24 protein-coding genes are annotated in these 24069 nt (G+C 42.6%); 16 read left to right on the plus strand and 8 right to left on the minus strand.

Annotation, left to right across the window (positions count from 1 at the left end; all coding sequences use genetic code 11):
- Nucleotide 1 precedes the first annotated feature (1 nt).
- The 3 genes from ACJVC5_RS06355 to ACJVC5_RS06365 all read left to right on the plus strand — a co-directional run bounded on the left by ACJVC5_RS06355 (nucleotide 2) and on the right by ACJVC5_RS06365 (nucleotide 974).
- Entirely contained in the window at nucleotides 2–241 is a 240-nt protein-coding gene (locus ACJVC5_RS06355; protein WP_408098532.1) for a hypothetical protein, read from the plus strand.
- A 228-nt stretch (nucleotides 242–469) separates the two neighbouring features.
- Entirely contained in the window at nucleotides 470–667 is a 198-nt protein-coding gene (locus ACJVC5_RS06360; protein ID WP_408098533.1) for a hypothetical protein, read from the plus strand.
- Between the two features lie 145 nt (nucleotides 668–812).
- The gene (locus ACJVC5_RS06365; protein WP_408098534.1) at nucleotides 813–974 is read left to right on the plus strand and encodes a hypothetical protein; all 162 of its coding nucleotides are present in this window, start codon (nucleotides 813–815) and stop codon (nucleotides 972–974) included.
- A 27-nt stretch (nucleotides 975–1001) separates the two neighbouring features.
- On the opposite strand, the gene ACJVC5_RS06370 is transcribed toward ACJVC5_RS06365, so the two are convergent.
- The 4 genes from ACJVC5_RS06370 to lon form a co-directional block, all read right to left on the minus strand.
- Nucleotides 1002–1334: a hypothetical protein gene (locus ACJVC5_RS06370; RefSeq protein WP_408098535.1), complete on the minus strand. Its 333-nt coding sequence runs from the start codon at nucleotides 1332–1334 to the stop codon at nucleotides 1002–1004.
- Nucleotides 1335–1343: 9 nt separating this feature from the next.
- Complete coding sequence (locus ACJVC5_RS06375) at nucleotides 1344–1778, minus strand: hypothetical protein (RefSeq protein WP_408098536.1); 435 nt, start codon at nucleotides 1776–1778, stop codon at nucleotides 1344–1346.
- Nucleotides 1779–1795: 17 nt separating this feature from the next.
- Nucleotides 1796–2176, minus strand: a complete 381-nt coding sequence (locus ACJVC5_RS06380; RefSeq protein ID WP_408098537.1) for a response regulator — start codon at nucleotides 2174–2176, stop codon at nucleotides 1796–1798.
- 66 nt (nucleotides 2177–2242) lie between these two features.
- Nucleotides 2243–4678 (minus strand): endopeptidase La, encoded by a 2436-nt coding sequence (gene lon / locus ACJVC5_RS06385; protein WP_408098538.1) that lies wholly within the window; start codon nucleotides 4676–4678, stop codon nucleotides 2243–2245.
- Nucleotides 4679–4899: 221 nt separating this feature from the next.
- Here lon and glmU point away from each other — a divergent pair, with 221 nt between their 5' ends.
- The 7 genes from glmU to ACJVC5_RS06420 all read left to right on the plus strand — a co-directional run bounded on the left by glmU (nucleotide 4900) and on the right by ACJVC5_RS06420 (nucleotide 14730).
- A complete protein-coding gene (gene glmU, locus ACJVC5_RS06390; protein ID WP_408098539.1) occupies nucleotides 4900–6306 on the plus strand; it encodes a bifunctional UDP-N-acetylglucosamine diphosphorylase/glucosamine-1-phosphate N-acetyltransferase GlmU in 1407 nt (468 codons plus the stop codon).
- Between the two features lie 83 nt (nucleotides 6307–6389).
- Nucleotides 6390–8201 carry a glutamine--fructose-6-phosphate transaminase (isomerizing) gene (gene glmS, locus ACJVC5_RS06395; protein WP_408098540.1) on the plus strand — a complete coding sequence of 604 codons (1812 nt, stop codon included), beginning with the start codon at nucleotides 6390–6392 and terminating at the stop codon, nucleotides 8199–8201.
- Entirely contained in the window at nucleotides 8201–10447 is a 2247-nt protein-coding gene (locus tag ACJVC5_RS06400) for an ATP-dependent helicase (RefSeq protein ID WP_408098541.1), read from the plus strand. The genes glmS and ACJVC5_RS06400 overlap by 1 nt, the downstream gene beginning before the upstream one ends.
- Nucleotides 10448–12331 (plus strand): hypothetical protein, encoded by a 1884-nt coding sequence (locus ACJVC5_RS06405; RefSeq protein WP_408098542.1) that lies wholly within the window; start codon nucleotides 10448–10450, stop codon nucleotides 12329–12331.
- On the plus strand, nucleotides 12328–13383 hold the full coding sequence (mtnA, locus tag ACJVC5_RS06410) for an S-methyl-5-thioribose-1-phosphate isomerase (protein ID WP_408098543.1): 1056 nt from the start codon (nucleotides 12328–12330) through the stop codon (nucleotides 13381–13383). The genes ACJVC5_RS06405 and mtnA overlap by 4 nt, the downstream gene beginning before the upstream one ends.
- Entirely contained in the window at nucleotides 13380–14312 is a 933-nt protein-coding gene (locus ACJVC5_RS06415) for a hypothetical protein (RefSeq protein ID WP_408098544.1), read from the plus strand. Before mtnA ends, ACJVC5_RS06415 begins: the two co-directional genes overlap by 4 nt.
- Nucleotides 14302–14730, plus strand: coding sequence for a Crp/Fnr family transcriptional regulator (locus tag ACJVC5_RS06420; protein ID WP_408098545.1), 429 nt, complete (start codon nucleotides 14302–14304; stop codon nucleotides 14728–14730). The genes ACJVC5_RS06415 and ACJVC5_RS06420 overlap by 11 nt, the downstream gene beginning before the upstream one ends.
- On the opposite strand, the gene ACJVC5_RS06425 is transcribed toward ACJVC5_RS06420, so the two are convergent.
- The gene (locus ACJVC5_RS06425) at nucleotides 14727–15158 is read right to left on the minus strand and encodes a FliG C-terminal domain-containing protein (RefSeq protein WP_321396429.1); all 432 of its coding nucleotides are present in this window, start codon (nucleotides 15156–15158) and stop codon (nucleotides 14727–14729) included. The genes ACJVC5_RS06420 and ACJVC5_RS06425 overlap by 4 nt on opposite strands.
- A gap of 46 nt (nucleotides 15159–15204) precedes the next feature.
- A complete protein-coding gene (locus ACJVC5_RS06430) occupies nucleotides 15205–15681 on the minus strand; it encodes a hypothetical protein (RefSeq protein WP_408098546.1) in 477 nt (158 codons plus the stop codon).
- A 40-nt stretch (nucleotides 15682–15721) separates the two neighbouring features.
- On the opposite strand from ACJVC5_RS06430, the gene ACJVC5_RS06435 reads away from it, so the two are divergent.
- Nucleotides 15722–16903: a thiolase family protein gene (locus ACJVC5_RS06435; protein WP_408098547.1), complete on the plus strand. Its 1182-nt coding sequence runs from the start codon at nucleotides 15722–15724 to the stop codon at nucleotides 16901–16903.
- Nucleotides 16900–18201 (plus strand): hypothetical protein, encoded by a 1302-nt coding sequence (locus ACJVC5_RS06440; RefSeq protein WP_408098548.1) that lies wholly within the window; start codon nucleotides 16900–16902, stop codon nucleotides 18199–18201. The genes ACJVC5_RS06435 and ACJVC5_RS06440 overlap by 4 nt, the downstream gene beginning before the upstream one ends.
- Here ACJVC5_RS06440 and ACJVC5_RS06445 read toward each other — a convergent pair.
- Complete coding sequence (locus ACJVC5_RS06445) at nucleotides 18194–19993, minus strand: hypothetical protein (protein WP_408098549.1); 1800 nt, start codon at nucleotides 19991–19993, stop codon at nucleotides 18194–18196. The two genes, ACJVC5_RS06440 and ACJVC5_RS06445, sit on opposite strands and share 8 nt — an antisense overlap.
- Nucleotides 19994–20068: 75 nt before the next feature.
- The gene (locus ACJVC5_RS06450) at nucleotides 20069–20614 is read right to left on the minus strand and encodes a hypothetical protein (RefSeq protein ID WP_408098550.1); all 546 of its coding nucleotides are present in this window, start codon (nucleotides 20612–20614) and stop codon (nucleotides 20069–20071) included.
- A 75-nt stretch (nucleotides 20615–20689) separates the two neighbouring features.
- On the opposite strand from ACJVC5_RS06450, the gene ACJVC5_RS06455 reads away from it, so the two are divergent.
- The 4 genes from ACJVC5_RS06455 (at nucleotide 20690) to ACJVC5_RS06470 (ending at nucleotide 24051) form a co-directional block, all read left to right on the plus strand.
- Nucleotides 20690–21565, plus strand: a complete 876-nt coding sequence (locus ACJVC5_RS06455) for a HEAT repeat domain-containing protein (RefSeq protein ID WP_408098551.1) — start codon at nucleotides 20690–20692, stop codon at nucleotides 21563–21565.
- Nucleotides 21566–21656: 91 nt separating this feature from the next.
- Entirely contained in the window at nucleotides 21657–22160 is a 504-nt protein-coding gene (locus tag ACJVC5_RS06460; RefSeq protein ID WP_408098552.1) for a ubiquinol-cytochrome c reductase iron-sulfur subunit, read from the plus strand.
- A 16-nt stretch (nucleotides 22161–22176) separates the two neighbouring features.
- Nucleotides 22177–22956, plus strand: coding sequence for a cytochrome b N-terminal domain-containing protein (locus ACJVC5_RS06465; RefSeq protein ID WP_321396453.1), 780 nt, complete (start codon nucleotides 22177–22179; stop codon nucleotides 22954–22956).
- A gap of 18 nt (nucleotides 22957–22974) precedes the next feature.
- A complete protein-coding gene (locus ACJVC5_RS06470) occupies nucleotides 22975–24051 on the plus strand; it encodes a cytochrome C (protein ID WP_408098553.1) in 1077 nt (358 codons plus the stop codon).
- Nucleotides 24052–24069: the final 18 nt, after the last annotated feature.

The following is a 24069-nucleotide window of genomic DNA, read 5'->3' on the forward strand; positions in this document are numbered from 1 at the left end:
TATGAAAATACTTTTCGCACTAATGATTGCCGTTTCTGCCTCTGCCTTTGCTAACGAGAAAGCCATGGTTGGTGAGAACGCCAGCCCTGAATATAAAAACTGTCTGGCAGAAGACAAGTGTCCATCTCAAAGATGCGCTAACTCTTGTGCGATGATCAACAGCACTCAATTCAAAGACGACAGAAGCACAGCAAGTGCCGCTCCTAAGAAGAACGGTAAGAGCAAAGCTTCAGCTCAATAATCTCGTTTAAAAGCATTTTTCCGAATAGAAGGCCCCTCTCGCAGGGGCCTTTTTGTTTTAAGTATGTCCTCATTAAATTTCAAAATTTGACTAACTGTTAGACACTTTTTTCGACCTGTCTGAAGTTTTAACACTCCTAGAACACATTTCGCTCACTTACATCCATTACATGTTGGCACGCTGATTGCTTCACTAACTGGTGTATAGATTCATTTCCTAGGGGGAAGTATGAAACATCTATTAGCATTCGCTCTTGTTTTTACATTTTTAACTAGCATCAGTTTCGCTGAAGATAAAAGCGAACTAGGTGAGACAGCAACTGACTGTCCTATGATGGCCGAACGTAATGAGAGAAATAATCCGAAAGCTAACTCGGGCTCTCAAGCAGTGAAGGTTCAGACTAAATCTACAGCTACTGCTCAGTAATCTTCAATTTTCCAGGGTGTCTACTTGTTAGACACCCTGAAAATCTTTACACAATCGCCCTTCCTAAAATCACTCATTTACCACTCTTAAAACTGGCACGAGACTTGGATATTAAATGGCAAATATCAAAACTCGAGGGGGTTTTATGAAAGCACTTATTTTTATCGTTTGTATGTGTATCGTTTCTGTATCAATGGCAGGTGAAGTAGAGACCGATTGTCCGGCAATGAACGAGAGCCGTGAGAAAATTGTTAAAACTGTAAAACCGAAAACAAACCAAAGTCGCAGTAGAGCATCTGCACAGTAAAATAAAAAGGCCCCGATGGGGCCTTTTTTAATGGTTTTTAATTAAAGCATCTAGCTCTTTTTTTTCTTGTTCTGTGATTCTTTCCGCAGGTTCCTCGATCAAGATCTTTTTCTGGGCGGCCAACTTCGATTTCACAGAATCTTTAACTTTTGGAACCGAGTTATCAAACAGTTTCTTCGAGTAATTTTCTGTTTTATCCACCGAGCGAGAGAAGAAGTCCTCTGTCGCATTTTGAGCATATTGAGTAGCGGGAGAAATGACCCCATAAATGTGGGCAAAAATGGGTTTGTCCTTAATTTCAATCGTAAGGAAAAGCAGGAATCCAAAAAGAAGACCTACGATCTTAAAAGCTGTTTTCATTTAATACCTTTAGTTCAGGGCCTGGAGATTATATTCAATCAGGACGTTAAAAATTTGTTCTTCTAGTTCCAGGTCATACTTCTGAGTTAGTGCACGTAGCGAGGTATTAATCTCTTTAGCGATCATACTGAGCTTAGGGGATGACAGGTTAATTTTAAAGTGACTCAGTTCTTCATCAAGTGTGATCTGGCGGCCAATCAAAATGTTCATAGATTCCACAAACAGCGGAAGAATATAATTTCTTTCTGCTTGAGTGAGTTCATGCCCATCAAGACAAAGGTAACAAGTGATACCGCCACGAATTTCTCCGCTGATATCAAATTGCACTCTCAGATTATCTTTTGAGTAAATAGGGTTCAGATCCAGTTTATGGATAAGCCTTACATTATGAAGGATCTTAATTTCAGAAATTCTCGCGAGCTCAATCGGTTTAGAAACGTCCATGTTTTCCGCCAATGTTTTTAATCTTGCGTAATAATTTTTTCCAATGAATCAATGAGTTGTTGTTTTTGAATCGGCTTAGCAATAAAGTCACTGGCCCCGGCACCGATTGCCTCAAGCACAATGTGTTCCTGAGACAATGAGGACACCACAATCACTGCAATATCGTCATAATTTTTAGTGATTTTTTCTGTGAGTTCAATTCCGCTCACTTCCGGCATCACGATATCAGTGATCACAATATTTGGCTTCTTTGACTTAATGACGTTAAGGGCCGCTTCAGCGCCATTGGCCTCACCTACAATTTCGATGCCTTCTTCTGTCAGCATTTTTCGAATAATGCTGCGGGAGAAATCGGAATCGTCCACGATAACAACTTTAATGTCTGCTTTGTCACTCATGCAGACTAGGATATCAAATTTGAGAGAGTTGAAAAGAAAAAGGGCCCTCAAAGAGGGCCCCTATTTTTATGCGGCGACTTGGTCGTTTTTTGTACGAGGTTTGCTGGTCTTCTCGTCCTTACGTTTCGTCTGGTCAAGGTCAAGTTGACGATTCCAGTCTACTAAAGCGATCTCAAGCACTTCTTGAATGTTCTTCACCGGAATAAAGTTCAGCTTCTTGCGGTATGCGGCCGGGATCTCCAGGACATCCTTTTGGTTTTTCCAAGGGATGATCACTGTTTCAATGCCTGCTCTCATGGCCGCAAGAGCTTTCTCTTTAATACCACCCACTGGAAGTACCTTACCAGTAAGAGTGATTTCACCAGTCATCGCAATATCCTTACTGATGTAAGTGTTCGTGATAAGCGATGTGATTACTGTTGCTAATGTAATACCTGCTGAAGGACCGTCTTTAGGGATGGCACCTGCTGGCAAATGGATATGAATTTCGTTCTCTTCAAAGAACTTATCTTCAATTCCTAGTTCAGCTGCGTGGCTGCGGATGAAGCCCATGGCCGCGTGAGCAGATTCTTTCATCACGTCACCAAGCTGACCCGTCAGCGTGATACCGCGACCTTTCATCTTAGTTGCTTCGATATGAAGAATTTCACCACCACCGGCCGTCCAAGCTAGACCTGTAGCAACGCCCACTTCATCGTACTCGTTTGAGTCTTCGTGTGAGTAGATCGCCGGTCCAAGTAGCTCTTCAACCGTAGCAGAAAGAATGTGTGTCTTGTCGCCATGGCCAGAAGCGATCTTCTTTGCCACTTTTCTACAAAGAGCACCCACTTGTCTCTCTAGGTTACGAAGGCCCGCTTCACGAGTGTAACCTGAGATGACAAATTCAACACCTTCATCATGGAACTCAATGTGTTCGTCAGTGATTCCATGCTCATCCATTTGTTTTGGAATGAGGTATTTTTTAGAAATTTGTACTTTCTCTTCCTGGCTGTAACCAGCAAGGTTGATCACTTCCATACGGTCACGAAGAGGACCTGGGATTTGATCAAGCATGTTGGCAGTTGCGATGAACATGATCTTAGAGAGGTCATAGTTCATATTCAGATAGTTGTCTCTGAATGTGCAGTTCTGCTCAGGATCCAGAACTTCCAAAAGGGCCGATGAAGGATCACCTTTGAAGTCCGAACCAAGTTTATCAATCTCATCGAGAAGGATAATTGGATTTGTTGTTTTACATTGCTTCATCGCTTGGATGAATCGACCTGGCATGGCACCTACGTAGGTACGACGGTGACCGCGGATTTCTGATTCATCTTTCACACCACCAAGAGCAATTCTTACGAATTCACGACCAGTGGCCTTTGCAATTGATTTACCAAGGGAAGTTTTACCAACACCTGGAGGACCTGAGAAACAAAGGATCGGCCCTTTTGCCTTGGCACCTTTAAGTGTGCGAACGGCAAGATATTCAAGAATACGTTCTTTAACTTTTTCCAGATCAAAGTGGTCTTCATCCAGAACGTCTTTAGCGTACTGAAGATCTGTCACTTCTTTTGATTCTTCTGACCAAGGAAGGTCGACTACCCATTCAAGGTAAGAGCGAAGAATACTTGCTTCTGAAGAATCCGGATGCATTCTTTCCAGACGACCAAGTTGCTTAAGCGCTTCTTTCTCAGCATCTGCTGGAAGTGCTTTCGCCATAAGTTTTTCACGGATTTCCGCGAACTCATCGTTCTTATCGCCATTTTCATCATTCAGTTCTTGTTTCATGGCCTTGATCTGCTCACGTAGGAAGAACTCTTTTTGGTTCTTGGCAAGATCATCTTTATTATTGGCCTTAAGTTTCGCTTGTTGAACCAGTACATCCAGTTCTTTTACAAGAACTTGATTGATGTGGCCCAGACGCTCTACTGGATCTAGGATCTCTAGTACCTTTTGAGCTTCAGCAACTTTCAGATTTAAATTCGAGGCAACTAGATCGGCCAGTCGACCCGGGTCTTGGATATCTTCAAGCACCATAAGAATGTCCGGTGAAAGAACTTTTCCAAGAGAAATAACTTTTTCCAGATTTTCTTTTACTGTACGAGCAAGAGCTTCAATCGTTGCTGGTGCAGCTGTTACTGGTTGAGTTTCAACTTTCTCAACTTTCACTTGATAGAAAGGTTCTGTGCCAACAAACTCTTTAATGCGAGCTTTTGCCAGACCTTGGATAAGAATTTTAATTCTTCCATCCGGTAGCTTGCGCATACGCATGATCATTGCCACTGTTCCCATCTCATAGATTTCTGAAGGTGATGGGCTTTCAGCTGTAATGTCTTTCTGTGAAGAAAGAAGAATCAGTCTGTCTGTGTTGTTAAGAGATTCTTCCACTGCTTTGATGGATGTCTCGCGACCCACAAATAAGGGCAGGATCATAAAAGGGTATACTACAAGATCGCGAACCGGCAGGAGAGGGAGCGTTTCCTTGAACTCAATCGCTTCGCCCTCATAATTCGTTACCATACATTGTCTCCTCTAGCGTATGTCTCTTCCGTGAAGATTTACAAAAGCTAAATCGGGATAATTAAAGGGGCGCTTTAAAGAAATTTGCGCTAAAATGAAGAAATATTTATAAAGAAAATTCAAATGTTACGGCTTAAATTACTAAGGTTCTCATAGCTATTTCATTTAAATTTTCATGATTTTCATTACTTATTTTTTTTGATCAAAAAGGTATGTTTTTTATGAGTGACTCAATCGGTATAGTAATCTTGGCCGCTGGTAAGGGTACCAGAATGAAAACTGAGACCCCAAAGGCCCTGGCGAAAGCTGCAGGAAAACCCCTACTGGAATATGTGGTCGATGCCGCTCTTAATTTTGCCTCTCATTCCTCTCTGAAAGCAGAGATAGGATTAGTGGTTGGGCACAAGAAAGAGTTACTTGAAGAATGGCTAAATACCCATGATCAAAAGCAATACTTAAAAACCGCCTGGCAAAAACAGCAGAATGGGACCGCTGACGCTTTGAAATCTTGTTTCAACGATCTTCCTCATTTCTGGAACTATACTTACACTCTTGTTGCCTGCGCTGATACTCCACTCTTGGAAGTTGCGGAATTCAACAAACTTTTCGAGGTCTTAAAAGCAGATCCAAATCTTGTGGGTGTGGCCGCTACATTTGAGGCCCATGATCCAACAGGATTGGGAAGAATTGTTCATGGTCAAACTGGGTTTCAAATTGTTGAAGAGAAAGACGCTACCCCTGAACAAAGAAAAATTACTGAAGTGAATTCTGGAGTGTATATTCTAAAAACGTCTCACGTTAAAGAAGTACTAGGAACAATTTCCAATAATAATAAATCTGGCGAATTTTATCTTACCGATTTATTCCAAAATAAATATTCAGTGAAGCCGGTGAAATTTCCCACTGAAGTTCCGTTCTTAGGGATTAATACCCTGGAGCAACTGGCCGACGTGACAAAGTTGTTCAGAGCTAAAAAGCTAAAAAAGCTCTTCGCTGATGGTGTGGAGTTCTTAAACCCGGATTCTGTTCATATTGATCAAGATGTTACGATTGGTGTTGGTTCAGTCATTTATCCGGGTGTGACCTTACTTGGAAAAACCAAAATCGGAAACGGTGTCGTAATCGAAACTGGCTCATTCATCCGAGACAGTATTGTTCATGATGGGGCAGAAATTCTCGCTCACAGTTACCTTGAAGGTGCTCTTGTTCATTCTGAGGCCACAATTGGCCCGATGGCCCGTCTTCGTCAGGGTGCTGATATTGGTCCAGAGGCCAAGGTGGGTAACTTTGTTGAAGTGAAAAAATCAAAGCTTGAAAAAGGTGTGAAGGTCTCGCACTTAAGTTATGTCGGTGACGCTGAAATTGGTGAAAACACCAACATTGGTTGTGGTTTTATTAGCTGTAACTACGATGGGGCCAATAAACATAAGACTAAAATTGGTAAGAACTCCTTCATTGGCTCTGATGTGCAAATGATTGCTCCAATTGAAGTAGGCAATGACGCATTCGTAGCTGCAGGGTCAACTATCAGTAAAAGTGTTCCAGATGGGGCCTTTGCTATAACCCGAGCACAACAGGTGACTAAGGAAGGGGCAGCCAAGCGATTCATTAAGACGAAAAAGTCTTAAGAGACTGCGCGTCAAACTAGTAAGATCTCCTCTGAAATGATAGATTGGAGCCCTTAAGTTTCACTCTAATTTTCGGAGATTTTATGTGCGGAATCGTAGGTTATTCCGGACCACAAAATTCTGTGGGTCCTATCATTGAAGGATTATCGCGTCTTGAATATCGCGGATACGATTCAGCTGGAATCTGTCTCAAGATCAATAATGAATTACAAATCATCAAAAAAGAAGGCAAGCTCGATAACCTGAAAGCAATCTTGGGTGAGAGCAGGCCTTTCTCAAATACCGGTATCGGTCACACACGCTGGGCCACTCATGGTGCCGTTACAACTGACAATGCTCACCCGCACGGGAACGAAATCTTCGCCGTTGTTCACAATGGTATTATTGAAAACGCTCAATCACTTAAGAAAGATCTTCTGGCCGAGGGCTTTCAGTTTAAATCTCAAACCGATTCAGAAGTGTTTCTAGTTTTGTTAACAAAGTTTTACAAACAAACTGGTAATACTCTTCAATCCATTTCAAAAGCATTCAATCTCATTACTGGTAACTCAGCATTCGTTATCACTGAGAAGGCAAGTGACAAGCTTTACGCAGTTAAGCGTTCAGCTCCACTGGTTGTTGGTGAGAACAAAGAAAACCGTGAAGCGTTTGTTTCTTCAGATCCATTCGCACTGGTTGGATTCGCTCCAAGAATTTATTTCCCGCAGGATGGCGTGATCTGTGAAGGCGTAGTTACAGCAAATGATGTGACTGTTAATTTCTATGAACTAGATCTTACTCCTTCAAGCCGTTATAAGTTCCAGGCAAATTCAATGTCGATGGACTCAACTTCAAAAGGTCCTTATGAGCATTACATGCTTAAAGAGATCCATGAACAACCGGCCCTGGTTGATAAGCTTGCTGCTTTCTACATCAAGAACGAAGGTAGAAAAGAACTTGATACTCTGAAAGGCTTCAAAGCTCCAGGATGGCACTTAACTGCTTGTGGTACTGCTTGGCACGCGGGTCTTGTGATTAAGAATTACTTTGAACAAATTAACCGTCAGCGCGCCGATGTTGATATCGCTTCTGAGTTCCGTTACCGCGAACCAATTCTTAACAAAGGCGAAGTAGGTCTATTCATTTCGCAATCAGGTGAAACGGCCGACACCCTTGCTTGTCAGGAACTATGTAAGGAAAAAGGCATCGAAACTTTTTCAATCGTGAACACCGAAGGCTCGACCCTTTTCAGAAACTCAGATAAGAACTTCCTGATCCATGCAGGAGTTGAGATTGGAGTTGCTTCAACGAAGGCCTTCACGCTACAAGCTCTAACAGGTTACCTTATGAGCCGTGCGATGGAAGGGACTCTGGATGATCCAAAACTTTTCTCTGAAATCCAACTCCTTTCAAACCGCATTGGTGAACTTTGTGCTCAGTCGGATTCTCTAAAAGAAGTGGCAGAGAAAATTTACACGAAGAAAGGTTTCATCTTCACTGGTCGTGGGAAATATTTCCCAATCGCTCTTGAAGGTGCGCTTAAACTTAAAGAGATCGCTTATGTTCATGCTGAAGGTTATGCCGCCGGTGAACTTAAACACGGTCCAATCGCCCTTATTGATGAGAGCATTGTAAATATCGCGGTAGTTGGTCCTGAGCTTCTTGAGAAGACAGTATCAAACGTTGAAGAAGTAAAAGCTCGTCGCGGAATTATGGTAGTTGTAGGTCCTAAGGATTCACCTGAGATTGAGCACCTTGCTGATGCTTATATCCCACTTGATTTCAATGGTCTTCCAAATCTAAGTCCACTATACGTGAACGTTGCACTTCAATTCCTGGCCTATCACATTGCCAAACTTAAGGGCACCGACATTGATAAACCAAGAAATCTAGCGAAGTCAGTAACGGTAGAATAATGAATTTAGATTTTCTGAACGAATCTCAAAGACAGGCAGTGCTCATGACCGATGGACCGGTCATGATACTTGCTGGTGCTGGTTCGGGTAAAACCAGAACGCTGGTAGCACGAATTCAGTACTTACTGGAAGAGAAGCGTGTCAGCCCATATCAAATCCTGGCAGTAACATTCTCGAACAAGGCCGCACGTGAAATGCGTGAGCGTCTGGCGGTCAATACGTCAGTGAATGTTGGAACTCTACAGGTCACGACCTTCCACGCCTTTTGTGCGAAGGTTCTCCGCATGGAAGCGACCTACCTAGGTCTTAGTAAAAACTTCACCATCTACGATGACGGTGAATCGCAATCCATTATCAAAGCGATTCTCACTAAGCGTGGGATCAATCAAAAAGAGCTCTCCCCTTATACAGTGGCGGCCTTTATTGATGGCCTGAAAAACCTTGGTTACTACATCGGTCTTGCCCGCAATGCCGATGTTGAAAAGTACGCTGAAGACAAGCGTCTCTTCGATATCTTTATGGAATACGAAGCTGAACTTCATCGCTCAAACGCGGTGGATTTTGGTGGACTCATTACTGGTGTATTGAATCTCTTCCGTTCCTATCCGGAAGTCCTCCAAAAGTATCAGCAGAAGTTTAAATATGTTCTGGTGGATGAGTATCAAGATACCAACCGCGCTCAGTTCGATTTGATTCTTCAGCTCAGCCAAGCTCACCGCAATCTTTGCGTAGTAGGGGACGAAGATCAGTCCATCTATTCTTGGCGTGGCGCTGATATTAGAAACATTCTGGACTACGAAACCGTATTCCCCGAAGCAAAACTCATTAAGCTAGAGCAAAATTACCGCTCTTCAAAAAAGATCATTGAGGCCGCCTCAGAAGTTATCTCCCGCAACCTTGCCCGTAAAGGGAAGCAAATGTGGACAGATAACGATGAAGGTGAAGAGATCCGCATTGTTGAATGTCGTGATGATAAAGCGGAAGCGGAATTCGTCGGTCAGCAAATCAGACACCTGGTTCAGGAAGGAGTTTCTCTAAAAGACATCGCTGTCTTCTATCGAAACAATGCTCATTCGAGGACCATCGAGGACGCTTTAAGAAAAGAAAAATTCCCATATCGAGTTGTGGCCGGGATCAAGTTCTACGACCGTAAAGAGATCAAAGACATGATTTCTTATATGCGTGTAGTAGTGAATAAAAAAGATTCTTTGGCACTCACTCGTATTATTAATACGCCTGCCCGTGGTGTAGGTGCGACCTCCCTTAGAAAATTAGAGGACGAGGCAGTTCGACTTCAGCTTTCACTTTTTGAACTCTTGGAAAAGATTGTTGAGTCTCCGTCGGAGTTTAAACATCTTTCTCTTTCTGGAAAGGTTCAAAGCGCGGTTTATCAACTCGTGCATCTTATTCAGGAAGTTCAGGTTTTAGAAAGTCAGAATCATTCTCCAAGCTTTAGCTACGAGAAACTTTTAAATGAATCTGGTTACTATGAAGTTCTTCGCGCAGATAAGAGTTACGAAGGTGCCGCGCGCCTCGAAAACTTAGAAGAACTCATGAGTGCCATTAAGCAGTTCGAGGACTCCGAGAACGAACCGAATATGGTGAAGTTCCTTGAGACCATCACACTTGATACGACTGTTTCAGAAGATGGTTCAACTGATCAAGTTTCACTCATGACAGTCCACGGTTCTAAGGGTCTGGAATATCCATATGTGTTCTTGATTGGTATCGAAGAAAATATCTTTCCGTCATATAAGAGTTTGGAAGTGGGACCGGTGGCATTGGAAGAAGAGCGTCGTCTTTTCTATGTGGCCATGACCCGAGCGATGAAACAATTAACAATTACCTTCGCCCAAGGCCGACTTTTGTGGGGAAGTCTGAAATTTAATGGTCCAAGCCAGTTTCTGCATGAGATTCCGGTCAAATACTATAAGTGGGACTTTTTCCAAACTGGCTCTAAGAAGGCCCAGTTCGATAGTTACTCTCAGTCTTATGATGACTGGGACCAAACAAATCACTCATCTGACGATGAGGTCTTCTATAAAGAGAAAGTCTATCAGACGAAGAAGGCCGTCGCTAATCTTTCAAACTATCCATCAGGGTCTAGAATTGTTCACGCTCTTTATGGAGAAGGAACAGTGCTTGATTCCGAAGGACTAGGGCAAGATGAAAAAGTCACCATTCTTTTCCGTGATGGAGTACGAAAGAAATTCATGGTGAAGTTTGCTCCACTTCAAAAGGCATAAATGAGAATCTCTCTTAAGTTTTTGGCGATTGCGTGGCTCCTTCTCCTCATGATTGTGGGTGGACTGCTCTATAACGCTTACTCAAAGCTCAAACCGGAAACTTTCATTGCGATTTTAACTGAACAAGTTCAGAAAAATTACCCGAACACAAAATTAGAAGTAGGGACGGTTGATTATGGCTTCTCTTTAGATTTTAACCTGACACTTAAAAACATTCAGTTAAGAAGATCAGGAAAACTTCTCGGTAGTATCGGAGAAGTGGAGTTGAAAGTTCCTTGGTGGCTCATTTTTATGAACCGCGGGAACGCCCAGATCAATCTTTCTAAGTTTGATATCTATATTGATCACCACGAGACACATGAAATGAAAGGTGTGAGCGATGGTGCCTCTCAGGCCAAGCAAATGATTTCGGTGAACCTTCCGAGTTATTTGACTGAGGCAAGATACACCCTTCGTGCAAAAGAAATTTCTATTAAAGACATTCATAATGAGCGTCGTTATTTCAGGGTCTCTAAACTTTTGGTGCGTGAGTTCCAATACGGAAAGAACTCTGCTTTCGAGTTAAATATCCCGATTGAAATCACTCATAGCAATAACGTTTTCCGTTCAGATTTGTGGCTTTTTGGTGACGTCACTCCTGATCCTGCAAGTTGGAACCTCAACTACCGTGGAGAGTTCCGCACCATTGATAGTAACGACAAGTTTCAAATTGAAGATCTGGTCATTAACGGAAAGGCGAACTTTAAGCCTGGAAACTTAGACATTAAATCAAAGGTCGAGCTCTATATTGAAAAAATTCTGATCGGAGAAGGCGCGCTCAACGCCACTCAGGAAGAACTAACGCTTGGAATGAATTTTACCGAGCTTCCGATGAGTTACTTCAACTTCATGTACGATCAGCTTAAAAATCCATATCTCGCCAAGCTTGATGGTGAGGCACAAGGTAGAATTGATTTCCATAAGCAGTTCGATACCGAACAGGCGAGTGTTAAAGGAAAGCTTACTTTCCAGGGTCCTTTCCAGTTTACACCTGATCAAAAACTTGATGGTAAGTGGCAGATCGTTTTTGAAGATTCTCGATGGGAAACTTCTTTCATCACTCCTAAAGGAGAGGCGAGTTTCTTTCGTCGCTCGGTTGTGGACATGAAAAAGAACGTGATCTCTCAGTATGTGGAAGAACTTGGTTTTTCAGGGTTGGATTTAAATTTTGCCCTTGCTCCAGTTAAATCTGTTTCGGCCCTAATCGCTGAACCGGATGGTCCTTTTTACACGACAAATATTTCGTATAAAAAGGCCCTTCTTGGCGAGAAGACCATTGATGGTAATTTCCAATTTGGCCGCTCACCTGATCATAAATTCTACCAGGCAAGACTTACTGATAAGACCGCCTCTTTCGATTTAAATTATTCTAATAAGGGTGTGCAAAACGCTCTGGATACTCATTTCGTGAAATTTCCTTGGGGTCCTCAATACAATTTTCTTGCTCCGTTCTTTAGTGCCCAAACGGCGAATGTTGATGGGAAGGTGGAAGGACGATGGCTCAATGGAGAATGGGAATCTGGCCAATGGCTTATGCAACTTAACTTATCTGAGTTGGCAGAAATTCAAGGCGCAATACCTGATTTCATTCAGCAGACAGCTGCTTTATTCGAAATTGATAGCAAGACCTCTAAACAACAAACAATCAATGTTTCCAATAAGAATAACGTCATTACGTTGAATTCGTTGATGTTAGAAAACGGTGAATCTGCTAAGATCACAGGTTCTTTAAGTTCACAACCAAAACATAAATCTTATGTTACTCTGGCCTATCCAAAGAATAAAAAGTGGAGACCAGTTCGCAAGGAAGTTTTGGCACCTTATTGGAAGAAGGAAGAAAAATGACCCAAACATACCGCCCTATCATTTGGAAAGACGATACACTTTTTCTTTTAGATCAACGTTTACTGCCACAAACGGAAACGTTTGTTGAAGTGAAGGACCTTAAAGGTTGCGCTTTGGCGATTAAAGATATGATCGTTCGTGGTGCTCCATGTATCGGATTTACTGCCATCTATGGCATGGCCCTTTGGGTGAAGGCCCAGTCAGAGGTGACCGTGGTTTCTTGCCGTAATGCTTGTGACGAAATGATCGCTGCTCGTCCAACTGCAGTGAACCTTTCTTTCGAAGTGAATCGTTGTTTTGAAATCATGAGAAATGCTCTGGTTGAAAATCAAAGCAAGCAAGATATCTATAAGAAGCTGGTCGCCTTTGGTGATCTTCAGATCAAAGAAAGCCATGAGAAAAACACGGCCATGGCAAAGATTGGCCTTGATGAACTTAAAAAGAAAATCGGTGATCGTAAATGGCGTCTCATGACCCATTGTAATACTGGTTTTCTTGCTTGTGGCAGTCTTGGTACTGCTCTCGGTGTAATCTCTTACGCCAATTCACAAGGCAAGGTGGAACATGTATATGCGGACGAGACTCGTCCTTATATGCAAGGAACTCGCCTTACTGCCTTTGAATTAAGTAAGGAAAATATCCCATACAGCATTGTCGTTGAAGGTGCGGCATCGTATCTTCTGTCTCATAACAAAGTAGATGCTATTTTTGTTGGTGCTGATCGAATTGCCGCCAATGGAGATACCGCCAATAAGGTAGGAACTTCAACTCTGGCGATCGTGGCAAAACACTACAACATTCCTTTCTATGTTGTGGCACCAGTGAGTTCATTCGATGTGACCATCCCAAATGGCTCACACATTGAAATCGAAATGCGCCCCATGAACGAAATTACTGAACTAAAAGGCATTAAACTGGCACCAGAAGGTGCACAGGCCGTAAATCCAAGCTTTGATGTGACTGATCATCAGTTCATCACGGGGATCATTTGCGAGAAAGGTTTTATTAATCCAAAAAATCCGGGTGAATTAGTAAGAGTGGTGCAATCATGATGAGTGATGTTCGTGCTTCCATTGATATTGGCTCAAACAGCGTTCTGCTTTTAGTGGCCGACGTTTCTCACGGGAAACTAAAAGAGATTGCGAAACGTAGTGAGATCACGCAATTGGGTAAAGACCTTGATAAAAATAAGGCCTTCCATCCTGATTCAATGAAAGCGACTTATGAGGCGATTAAATCCTATGCGGAAGACTGTGATAAGCATGGGGTACCAAGAGAAAAAATTATCGCAACTGCGACAGAGGCCGCTCGCGTGGCCGCGAACGCTCCTGAGTTTTTCAAGAAGATTGAAGATGAATTAAAAGTTCACATCAATATTATTACTTCTGAAGCAGAGGCCTATTTCTCAACAAAAGGCATTCTTTTCGACAGTAAGTTTGAGTCTGAAGTCATTACCATTATGGACATTGGTGGAGCTTCGACGGAACTAATTAAAGTAAACACGAAGAGTTTTCAGATATTGGAAACAATCAGCATGCCGATTGGTGCCGTGAGATCATCTCAATGGCTTCATGATGATCTGTTTGTTCAAAATTTACAGAAAGTATTTTTGGACTATCGTACTTCAATTGATAAGTTCCAAACGAAGGAACTTTTCTGTGTTGCCGGGACAGTGACTTCTCTAGGAAACATGCATCTTCAGAGAAAAGAATTTGAGGAAGATGAAGTTCACGGACTGAAGCTTAAGGTTGAAGATATTGATAATCTTTTTAAAAAGTATTCAAACTCAACTCCGGATCAATTCTTGGAACTGTTCCCGTTCCTACAAAAACGTTCACAAAGTATCCGTGGCGGTCTTCACCTGGTGTATCACCTGGCCCACCGTCTTTTGGTTAAAGAAATTACTATTTCCACATATGGACTCCGTTTTGGTACGCTTCTAGAAGGCAAAATCAAAAAGGAATTTCTCCATGGAAAATAACAATGTTCTTGGACCTCATTCCGTTGTTTTTAAAGAGGGCACTCCGGCCGAAAAGCTTTATCTGGTAAAGAATGGTGAAGTGCTGTGCCTTAAGGCCTCTAAAGACCGTTTGATCCCAGTTTTCATGGCCAAAGAAGGGGACATCATAGGCGAGAGCGCTATGGTTCAGGATTTGAATCATACTTACTCGGCAGTTGTGCCTCAATACGCTCATTTAATTGAAATTCCGGCCAATGATTTACAGACAGTGATGGAGAAGGGGCCCAACTGGTTAACAGAACTTGCGACGACAATGATCTTACGTTTTCAAAATACGTCCAACTTGATAGCCGAGAACCGAGTCATTCATCCGTCAATTATTGATGAAGATCAGTTCACTTCGGCCATCGAAGTTGAATTCAAAAAATTATTATCTTAGTAAAATTGAATAATGCGATTACGGTGAAGGTTCAGAGCAAGCTCTAGGACCTTCTGCTGAGCACGGAAACATTCGTTGCGGTTTCCAGTCAGGTCTTTTTGCATAATATCGAACGCCTTCAACGCCATCTCACGTGAAATAAGTGATAGAGCACGACGCTGATTCTTCACATGAACCAAACTAAGCGCAAGACCTAGAATAGCAGGTTGAACCTGAGACACTACGGTCTTGAGGCATGAATCGTCCAAGTCCCAAATGCTTTCAAATGAAATACAAGATTCAGTTAGTTCTTTTGCTAGAGCAGGGTTACGGGTACGGAGATTTTTTAAAAGGCGCGCTTTATCGGCAGAATCCATCTTTTGAAGAAGCTCGATCACCTGTCTTTTGCCGTTAATATAAACACCATTTTCTGAATTCTTCTGACTCATCTATTCTCCTTCCTGGATTGAGATGTCGGGGACCAAAATATCTAACTTACGCTTCTTCTAACTTGGCTTTTTCTTGTTCAAATTTTTGGCGAGCTTTTTCTAAGTACTCACGGTGTTTTGTTTCTTGATTGGCCACTTGCTGTTCGTTACCCATTTGGATTTCCGACAGACGATCATTTTGTGATTGTTTTAAATCGGCCATGAGTTTTTCAAATCGCTGAGTCTCTTCTTCGATTTTTTTCGAGTACTGATTTCTTACTTTGGAAAGTTTAACTTCAGCGTCTGTTTTCTCTTTATCAAGTTGGACCTCATAGTCTTTTTTGACCTTGGCCACTTCCTTTTCATTCTTCTCGCGAACTTCTTTTAGCTCTTTCTCATAATTGTCACCTAACTTTCTTAATTCGAAAGTCTGACGTTTATGCATCATCTCTTTAGTCGATGCGGCCTTGGCCTGTGCTACTCCATCTGACATAGACAACTTTTCCTTGTTATGAAAGCTAATGCCTTTCATGGCATTATTCATTATCATACTGGTATAAGCTCCCTCACAAGGCAGGCAAAAAATGATGGGTAACCATCCAGGGAAAGTTTTCATAGTTCAGGGAAAACGGACTCCATTTGGTAAGTTCGGTGGAGGTCTCGGCACCATAACACCGGTGGAACTAGCAGTAATTGCTACCAAGGCCCTGTTAGAAGAGACGAAGATCTCACCGGAGTCTCTTGATCAAGTAATCTTTGCCAATGTTATCCCTTCCACTCCTGACACTTTATATGCCGGCCGTCACCTGGGTCTGAAAACAGGGATGAAGGTGGAATCTCCGGGAATTGTGATCAATCGTTTATGTGGTTCTGGCATTCAGGCCCTGATAGATGCCGCTCGTTTGATTAGAATCAACGAAGCGAATGCTATTTTGGTCGCTGGTGCTGAGAACATGACCATGGCCCCGCACTTAACTTATGGAGCGCGATTTGGAACTAAGTATGGAGGTCTTGGAAGCAAAGATCTTCTGTTTGATACTCTATATGATAAGCATGCCAATATGCCGATGGGTCAGACCGCAGAAACTCTTGCTCACGAATATACTGTGACCAAAGATGAGTCAGATGCTTTCGCTTACGAGTCTCACCAAAAGGCGAATAAGGCCTATGCTGCCGGTCTCATTCAACCGGAACTCGCACCCGTGAAAGTCGATCGTATTGATTGCTCAAAAGATGAGCATCTCCGTGAAGAAGTTTCTCTGGCAGAAATGCAGAAACTAAAACCGACCTTCAAAAAAGATGGAACTGTTACTGCTGGTTCTGCTTCAGGAATTGTGGATGGAGCTTGTGCTCTAATCGTGGCGAATGAAGACTATGTGAAAAAACATAACCTCAAACCCATCGCTGAAATCATCGCTGGAGAAGTAGTAGGGGTGGATCCTACAAAGATGGGTATTGGCCCGGTACCTGCGATTCAGAATCTTCTTAAAAAACAAAATTTAAAAATCTCTGATATTGATCTCTTTGAAATTAACGAGGCCTTTGCTCCTCAAGTGATCGCTTGTCGAAAGGCGCTGGAAATTTCTCCGGATAAACTCAATATCTGGGGAGGGGCCGTGGCCTTGGGACATCCACTGGGTGCTACCGGTTTAAAAATTACTCTGACTCTGGCGCGCCAGCTCCAGCATCTTCAGAAAAACTATGGTATTTCTTCTGCCTGCATTGGTGGCGGGCAAGGAATAGCTCTTCTTATTAAAAAAATATGACTTTAGTACGAACTGATTTTGAACATTTTAAAAACTGGTTAGATCTCGATATCAATTCTATCGCATGGGAAGGTCGTTACGCCGACTCTTTTAGCGGTTTCTGGGAATCTTTCTTTAAAGATAAAATCGAGCCCATGGAACTGGGTGAGAGATTTAATTACGCTAAGAAGATCGCCAAATCGGGCCCCCTTATTTCATGGCTAAATTGGTTGTTTGAAAAGTTCGTGGCCTTTTCTTTTATTCACCAGGGTCGCTCGGTTCGTGAGATCGCTTTTCAATTTGATCTTCAAGAAAAATACATTTCAACCGTTCTCCGTGATCACTTGATCAAGGTGTATCCGGCCTATGAAGATTACATCAATGAGAATTTTCAAATTAGTAACGTGAGTTCAAAAAATCTCTTTCTAAAATTTGAAGATCTGGAGCCCGTTCTTGGTGCTGAGGCGAAGAACAAGGGAACTTTCGAAGATGATATCCTGGCCCATATGGAAGTGACTCTTTATCCTGACTGGCCGAATCTTGTGAAAGAACTTCGTAAGGACATGTTGTCGCTTAAAGTAGACTTTGAAAATTTTAAGAAGAAAACTGCTTTTAGAAAACAGCTGCGTTTTTTTCAGGAAGTGATCATCCTCCTCTTAATTTTGAGTGTGATTATTTTTGCACTGAAAAATACCAATAAGCTATATGAAGATTATCTTGTGAATAAGATCACACTCTTTGAGCCAAACTTTTTCTGGCTCGATAAGACCCTTTCTTATCAGGAACAAGATCTTCTCGCGAAACAGCAGATTGATCTTTCAAATAAGGAATTGGAAGAGCTGGAAAGGATCGAGGCCCAGCAAGTATTCACGGATGAGCGCCTGGGTTCCCGTTATGATCCCGAATCAGATGTGGTCGTTCTAGATTCAGTGGAGAACGTTCCTAAAAGTTTTGGAGAAGCTGAAACTGAAAGATCAGAATACGAAGAAACTCAGAAAGGTGGTTATCGCGATAGTTCTTACGCTTCTTCTAACAAAAAGGCCTATCGAATTCTCATGGCCTCAGTTGAGCCCTCTGCGATTCGAGAGAGGATTCTTCCCCTTATGAAGAAGTATGGCATTGCTCAGGTGGACAACGTTAAGCCAGGCATGCAGATTCCAGGTGGGTTATACTTTAACCTGATGGTGCCTTCGAATAATCTCAAAGATTTTATGACAAAAGTTTCGACCTTAGGTGAGGCGACTATTTTTGAAAGCCGCTCCCAAGGTGGAGATCAGGCCGGTAAGAACCGTGTGTTTATCTGGGTAAAGTCTATTTAGAATCGCCGCTTTTCCCGAGAATATTATCCAGAATCACAGCATCTTCGAATAGGCCGCCTTTCACTGTCTCTTCTCCCTCAACCGTGGTCTTTAAATTCTCAAATAATGAGCTATCAACGTTGGCGGTCTCAAGTCCTTCAGTCTCTTTTTTAAGCACGTTAATATTTCGACCGAGCTGTTCGCCTTTTTTATTAGAGAGTCCAATGTAACCAGTAATGATGTTGTTGAACATGACCACTTGGGCGAGCCTCGCGCGCTCTTCCTTAGAGGCCTCAACACTGGCCTTAACTGCCTCTGCTTTTTTGTTTCCTTCACCAGCTTGGTCCGCCGTCATCTGGCGTGAGCCCATTTTCTTTTTTAATTCATCCAGGGCCGCCACACGACGTGCTTCGAAGATATTTCCAATTTCATTCTCGATATTAAGATTAGGGTCCTTCTTCCATTTATCGAGAAGATCTAGATACCCATTTTCCGTGAGGTATTCTTCAAGTTTTTTACTGTCGGCCTCTTTCAGGGCCTTCACTCGAGCGATCTCAACTTCCTTCTTCATGCGAAGATCCATGTCCATGGTGTGCTCTACCTTAGAGAGGGAGTCATCCACTACGATGAAGTCTTCACAGTCTGCGTTCTCTGGATTCTTCGAACATTCTTCTTGTTTCTTTTTTAACCGATCATCGGAAGGAACTCCATCTGCCACAAAGTCAGCAGAAGTATAGTTGGTAAGGCTATCAATGGAATTCGCACCTTCTTGGGCCCCATCATAAAACTCTGGTAGGTCGGTGAGCTTCATGCCGGAATTACTTCCGTCCATGTTTTTTTCCATACCTTCAATGATCTTCTTAGCGTCCGTAATCGCCTTACGATATTTTTGTGTTTTGTTTTTGCTTAGACAGGCGTTTGCCCCTCGACCACCTGGGGTGGGCTTACTCTCAAAGTCTTTACAGAGTGGAACAATTTGCATGGCACAGTTCATGAAGAATGTTTCTACGATTTGAAACTTTTCGGTCTGATTTACATCGAGACTTTGAAAGATGTTTTGATAAATGGCATCTTTCGAACTGTTATCTGAAAGAGATCCGAATCCTTTTGAGCCTGTATCTGTAAACCTGCTTGAGTAGCCGATCTTCTCTGCTTCAGAGGCACCTTGAGAAGGAGGAGGATTGTTCGTAAAAAAATCCTTCCAATACTCACCAAAACTTTTACCTTCTGGATCAACTTCCTTGCCTTCGGAGTCGCTCCGTCTAAAATTCTCAAAACAAAAACGAGAAATTTCAAACATACTGTTTTTCATCAACTGCGTTCGGTAGAGTTGAATGAAAACTTTTTGATCCACCATCTTGCGATTTTTAAACTTCATGGCCTCGGCAAGTTTTTTGTAGTCCTTCTCCTGGCGATCAACACCAGTGAGGGCCTTGTACATTTTATCGCCGAAGTATTCAGTGATGTCCTTGGTTGATTTAGAATTCACCAGCCCGTAGCTTTGAAGCCCAAGTGCGTCCGAAAGTTTTGCGAGATCTTCAGCACTTTTTTTAGAGGAGAGTTTTTTCTTAATACAATCAGCGGCCTTTTCAGCATTTGCTTGTTTTTGGGCCTCAGATAAAGAGGAATCAAACTTATTCATCTCCTTACATTCTTTAAACTCGGCAGATTGTTCGAGAGCGCCTTCAACCTCAAAATCTTTAACTGTTGAAATAAGTTTCTTATTCAGTTCATCGTCACTGATTTCTTTAATTTCATCGGCAGCAAAGCCAGAGGTAGAGAGGAGGAGGAGAGTTAAAATAAGCTTCTTCATATGCTTATTTTATCGGAAGAATAGGGGGCAAGGCTTACATCTATATATGGCCCCCTATTTAAATTGTAAAATCAACTACATAGCGTCGCGAGACATCCCGAAAAGAGCCTTCATCTCGCCCAATAATTTATGGCTCTTACCGAGGTAGACCCATTGGCGAACAAAACCAATCAGCATCGCCGCGATAAATCCATAAGCAACACCTGAGTGAACGACCTTAGTTACAAGACCCGTATCGTGTGCTCCACCAAGGAGAAAGGCAATTGTTCCCAGAATTAGCATCAGCATGGTCCATGGAATAGTTTGGCGCTTACAAAGTTGCGACTCGTGAACATAACGGGCCACTTTCTTTTTGTATGGTTCAAGGTCTTGAGGTGGTTCATCAAATAATTCTGAAAGATTGGCCTCACTGTTTAAGGCGTTCCAAACATTTTCCACCAATCTCGCCACACCAATAAAATAGAACATCACGAATGCTTGAATAAAAATCACATACATGAAGGTCGGAATGGCCAATTGAATGTGACCAAAATCAATATTAATCCATCCCAGGGCCACCGTCGCTGTGAGGGCAATCCCAAGAACCATAACCACTAATAAAAAACGCAGAAGATAGGCCATTACACTTCCAATTTGAGCTTCATTTTGTTAATTTCCCCCGTACATTTACCGCCTTTTTCGTCATAAGGAAATCAAATGTCCGAACAAAATCAGGGCAACCAAGCTCCTGCAAAAAAAATGCTCGAGAGTTCGCCACTTTCGGGTATCGCTGTACCTATCGCCATCGTTCTCGTTGGTGGTCTTATTATCTTTGGCGTAACCAAGATGCTTTCTACTGGTAAGAACCATCGTGACCTAGTTGAAGAGATGAACTCTAAGACTTTCGGTAACCGTTGGGTGGCCGCTTATGAGCTATCAAAGTTTTTAGCTGGCCAAAAAATTCCGGCCGAAGATATGCCATGGGTGATTGAAAACCTTAGCCGTGTTTATAAAGAGTCAGTTGACTCACGTACAAGAAATTTTGTTGTGCTAGCTCTTGGTAGCTTGAACAATCCTTTGGCATTGAATGTTTTAAACGCTGCACTAGAGGATCAGGATCCTCAGGTTAAGTTTAACGCAGTTGTTTCTTTGGGGAACATGTCACCGGGGGCTGCCATTCAATGGGATAAAATTGAAGCTCTGCTCCAGCAAGATACTGATCCAGGTCTTAAACAAGTGGCGCTTTTAACGATGGCGGCGCACAATCGCCCAACCACGCAGGAAAAGGCGCATTCTTTACTAACTTCACCTGAAAAAACATTACGATACTCAGCAGCAATTGTTTTAATCCAGTACAAGTCTATTGATGCTATTCCAGTGCTAGAAGAGATCCTTAACTTAAGATATGACGTGGCGCAAGCTGGGGAACTAAACGGTGCTCAGGTTGAAGGCCTAAAAGTAAACGTTTTGGAAAATTTGGAAAAATCCAAATGGAATGATTTGTTGAAACTGGTTGAAAAAGTCGAACAAGACGACACAAACGTGAAGGTCACGACAAAAGCAAAACAGGTTCTAAAAGTATTGAAAAATTAGAAGTTTACACCCATAATGGGTGAAAACAAATAGCCCCCATTTCTAGCGCCAAATTTTTGGCCTAGAATTTTTTATTTCCGGAGAATCTCTCATGAGTGAAGAGACAAAAACCAGTCTAAACCGCCGCGAGTTCTTTAGCTTTCTTGCTGTTGGTTGGATCACTTTCGGTGCTGCCACTGCTGGTTTCGCAAGCTTAATCTTTAGATATCTTTATCCAAACGTTGTGTTCGAACCTGCGATGGATTTCATTGCTGGTTTCCCTGATGACTACGCTGAAGGTGTAGATGAGCGTTGGAAAAACGGTTTCGGTGTTTGGATCTACAAAAAAGACGGTCGTCTTGTTGCCATGTCGAACATCTGTACTCACTTAGGTTGTATTCCAACCTGGCTTCCTGCTGAATCAAAATTCAAATGTCCTTGTCACGGTTCTGGTTACTATCCGAACGGTATTAACTTCGAAGGTCCAGCACCTCGTCCTCTAGAGCGTTTCAAAATTTCAAGAAACCCAGAGGGGAAAATCATCGTAGATAAGACAAAAGTGTTCCGTTACGAGAAAGGTGAATGGAACAACCAAGACGCTTTCATCGAAGTTTAATTAGTAGAGGATATATATGTCAGAAGGTTTTGCTAAAAAAGTTGCTAATACCCAGGTATGGAAAGCGATTTTCCGTCATGGTCCACCAAACAATGCTCGTAACCGTGCTGCTGTAGTTGCCGGTAACGTGTTTCTTCACCTTCACCCAATCAAGCTTAAAAAATCAGGCGTTCAGTTAGGTTATACTTGGTGTATGGGTGGTCTTACATTTTTCGTGTTCCTTGCACTAACAGTGACAGGCGTACTTCTTATGTTCTACTACCGTCCAACTGCTGAATACGCATTCACAGACATCATCGGTCTTCGCGAACACGTACCTCTCGGGATCATGCGTGAGCTTCACCGTTGGGGCGCCCACTTAATGGTTATCACCGTATGGATTCACATGTTCCGTGTATTCATGACTGGTTCATACAAACCACCTCGCGAGTTCAACTGGGGTGTGGGTGTAGTTCTTCTTATTCTTACAATGCTTCTGTCGTTCACAGGATATCTACTTCCTTGGGATCAGCTCGCAATTTGGGCGATTACCGTAGGTTCGAACATGGCGAAAGCAACTCCGTTCGCAGGTCACGGTGGTCCAGGTGCTGCCCTAGCTAAGATCGGTGACTTCGTTATGGTATCTGATAAAAACGACGTTCGTTTCCAGCTTCTTGGTGGTCGTTTCGTAGGTGAAGCAGCTCTGCTTCGTTTCTACATCCTCCACTGCGTATTCATCCCACTAGTTGTTGCAATCCTAATTGCAGTTCACTTCTGGCGCGTACGTAAAGACGGCGGAATTTCAGCTCCACTATAAAGAAAGAATAGGAAACATATGATTAAGGCAGCGATTAACTACCTTTCCGATCCTCTTTACTCGTTTACTGCGTTTATCATTCTCTTTGCTGTTGCAATGAAAAGAATTGATATCGTAGGTACGAAGAAGTTCGGTCTTGCACTACTTATCGGCGTACTGGCCATCTTCGGTTGGATGGTTACAGATCCGGTGTTCTTCTCAGTAATTTCTCTTCCAGATAACATTCCTATCATTATCCTGAACGGTCTTGTTTTCTGGTCAACTTGGTATGCTCTTTATAGAGGTCATCAAAACGATCTTCGTATCGAGAAAGGCGAGCAGCCGATCGAAGGTACTCCTGAGAACCGTGAAAAAGTATGGGCATGGCCAAACCTTGTTTATACAGAACTTTTCTGCGGTATTCTTTGTACGATCTTCCTTATTGTATGGGCGATCTTCTTCAAAGCTCCTCTAGAAGAACCGGCCAACCCAACTTGGGCACCAAACCCAGCAAAAGCTCCTTGGTACTTCCTTGGTCTACAAGAAATGCTTGTATACTTTGATCCATGGATGGCGGGTGTGGTACTTCCTGGTTTTATTATCGTTGGTCTTATCGCGATTCCTTTCATTGACATCAACCCGAAAGGAAACGGTTACTACACATTTAAAGAAAGAAAATTCGCCATCGCGGGCTTCCTCTTTGGATGGCTTGCACTTTGGGTTTACCTGATCCAAGTAGGTACGTTCCTACGTGGTCCAAACTGGACGTTCTATGGTCCGTTTGAGTACTGGGACTTCCACAAAGTTGTGGCCGAAAACAACGTTAACTTATCTGAATATTTCTGGATCAAGCTTTTGAATATGGGATTACCTAAGAACATTTTCCTACGCGAAATCGTAGGTATCCTGTTCATGGGTGTTTACTGTGTTGCTTCGGTACCGTTTATCACTAAGAAGTGGGGTTATAAGTACCTTCCACGTATGGGTGCTATCCGTTACTACTTGATGGTGTTCCTACTATTAGGAATGGCGCTACTTCCACTTAAGATGTACCTCCGTTGGTTCTTTACTCTGAAGTACATCGTGGCAATGCCGGAATTTGAATTAAACCTTTAATCGTTATTATATAAGGCA

It is taken from the genome of Peredibacter sp. HCB2-198, assembly GCF_045999315.1.
Lineage (GTDB): Bacteria > Bdellovibrionota > Bacteriovoracia > Bacteriovoracales > Bacteriovoracaceae > Peredibacter.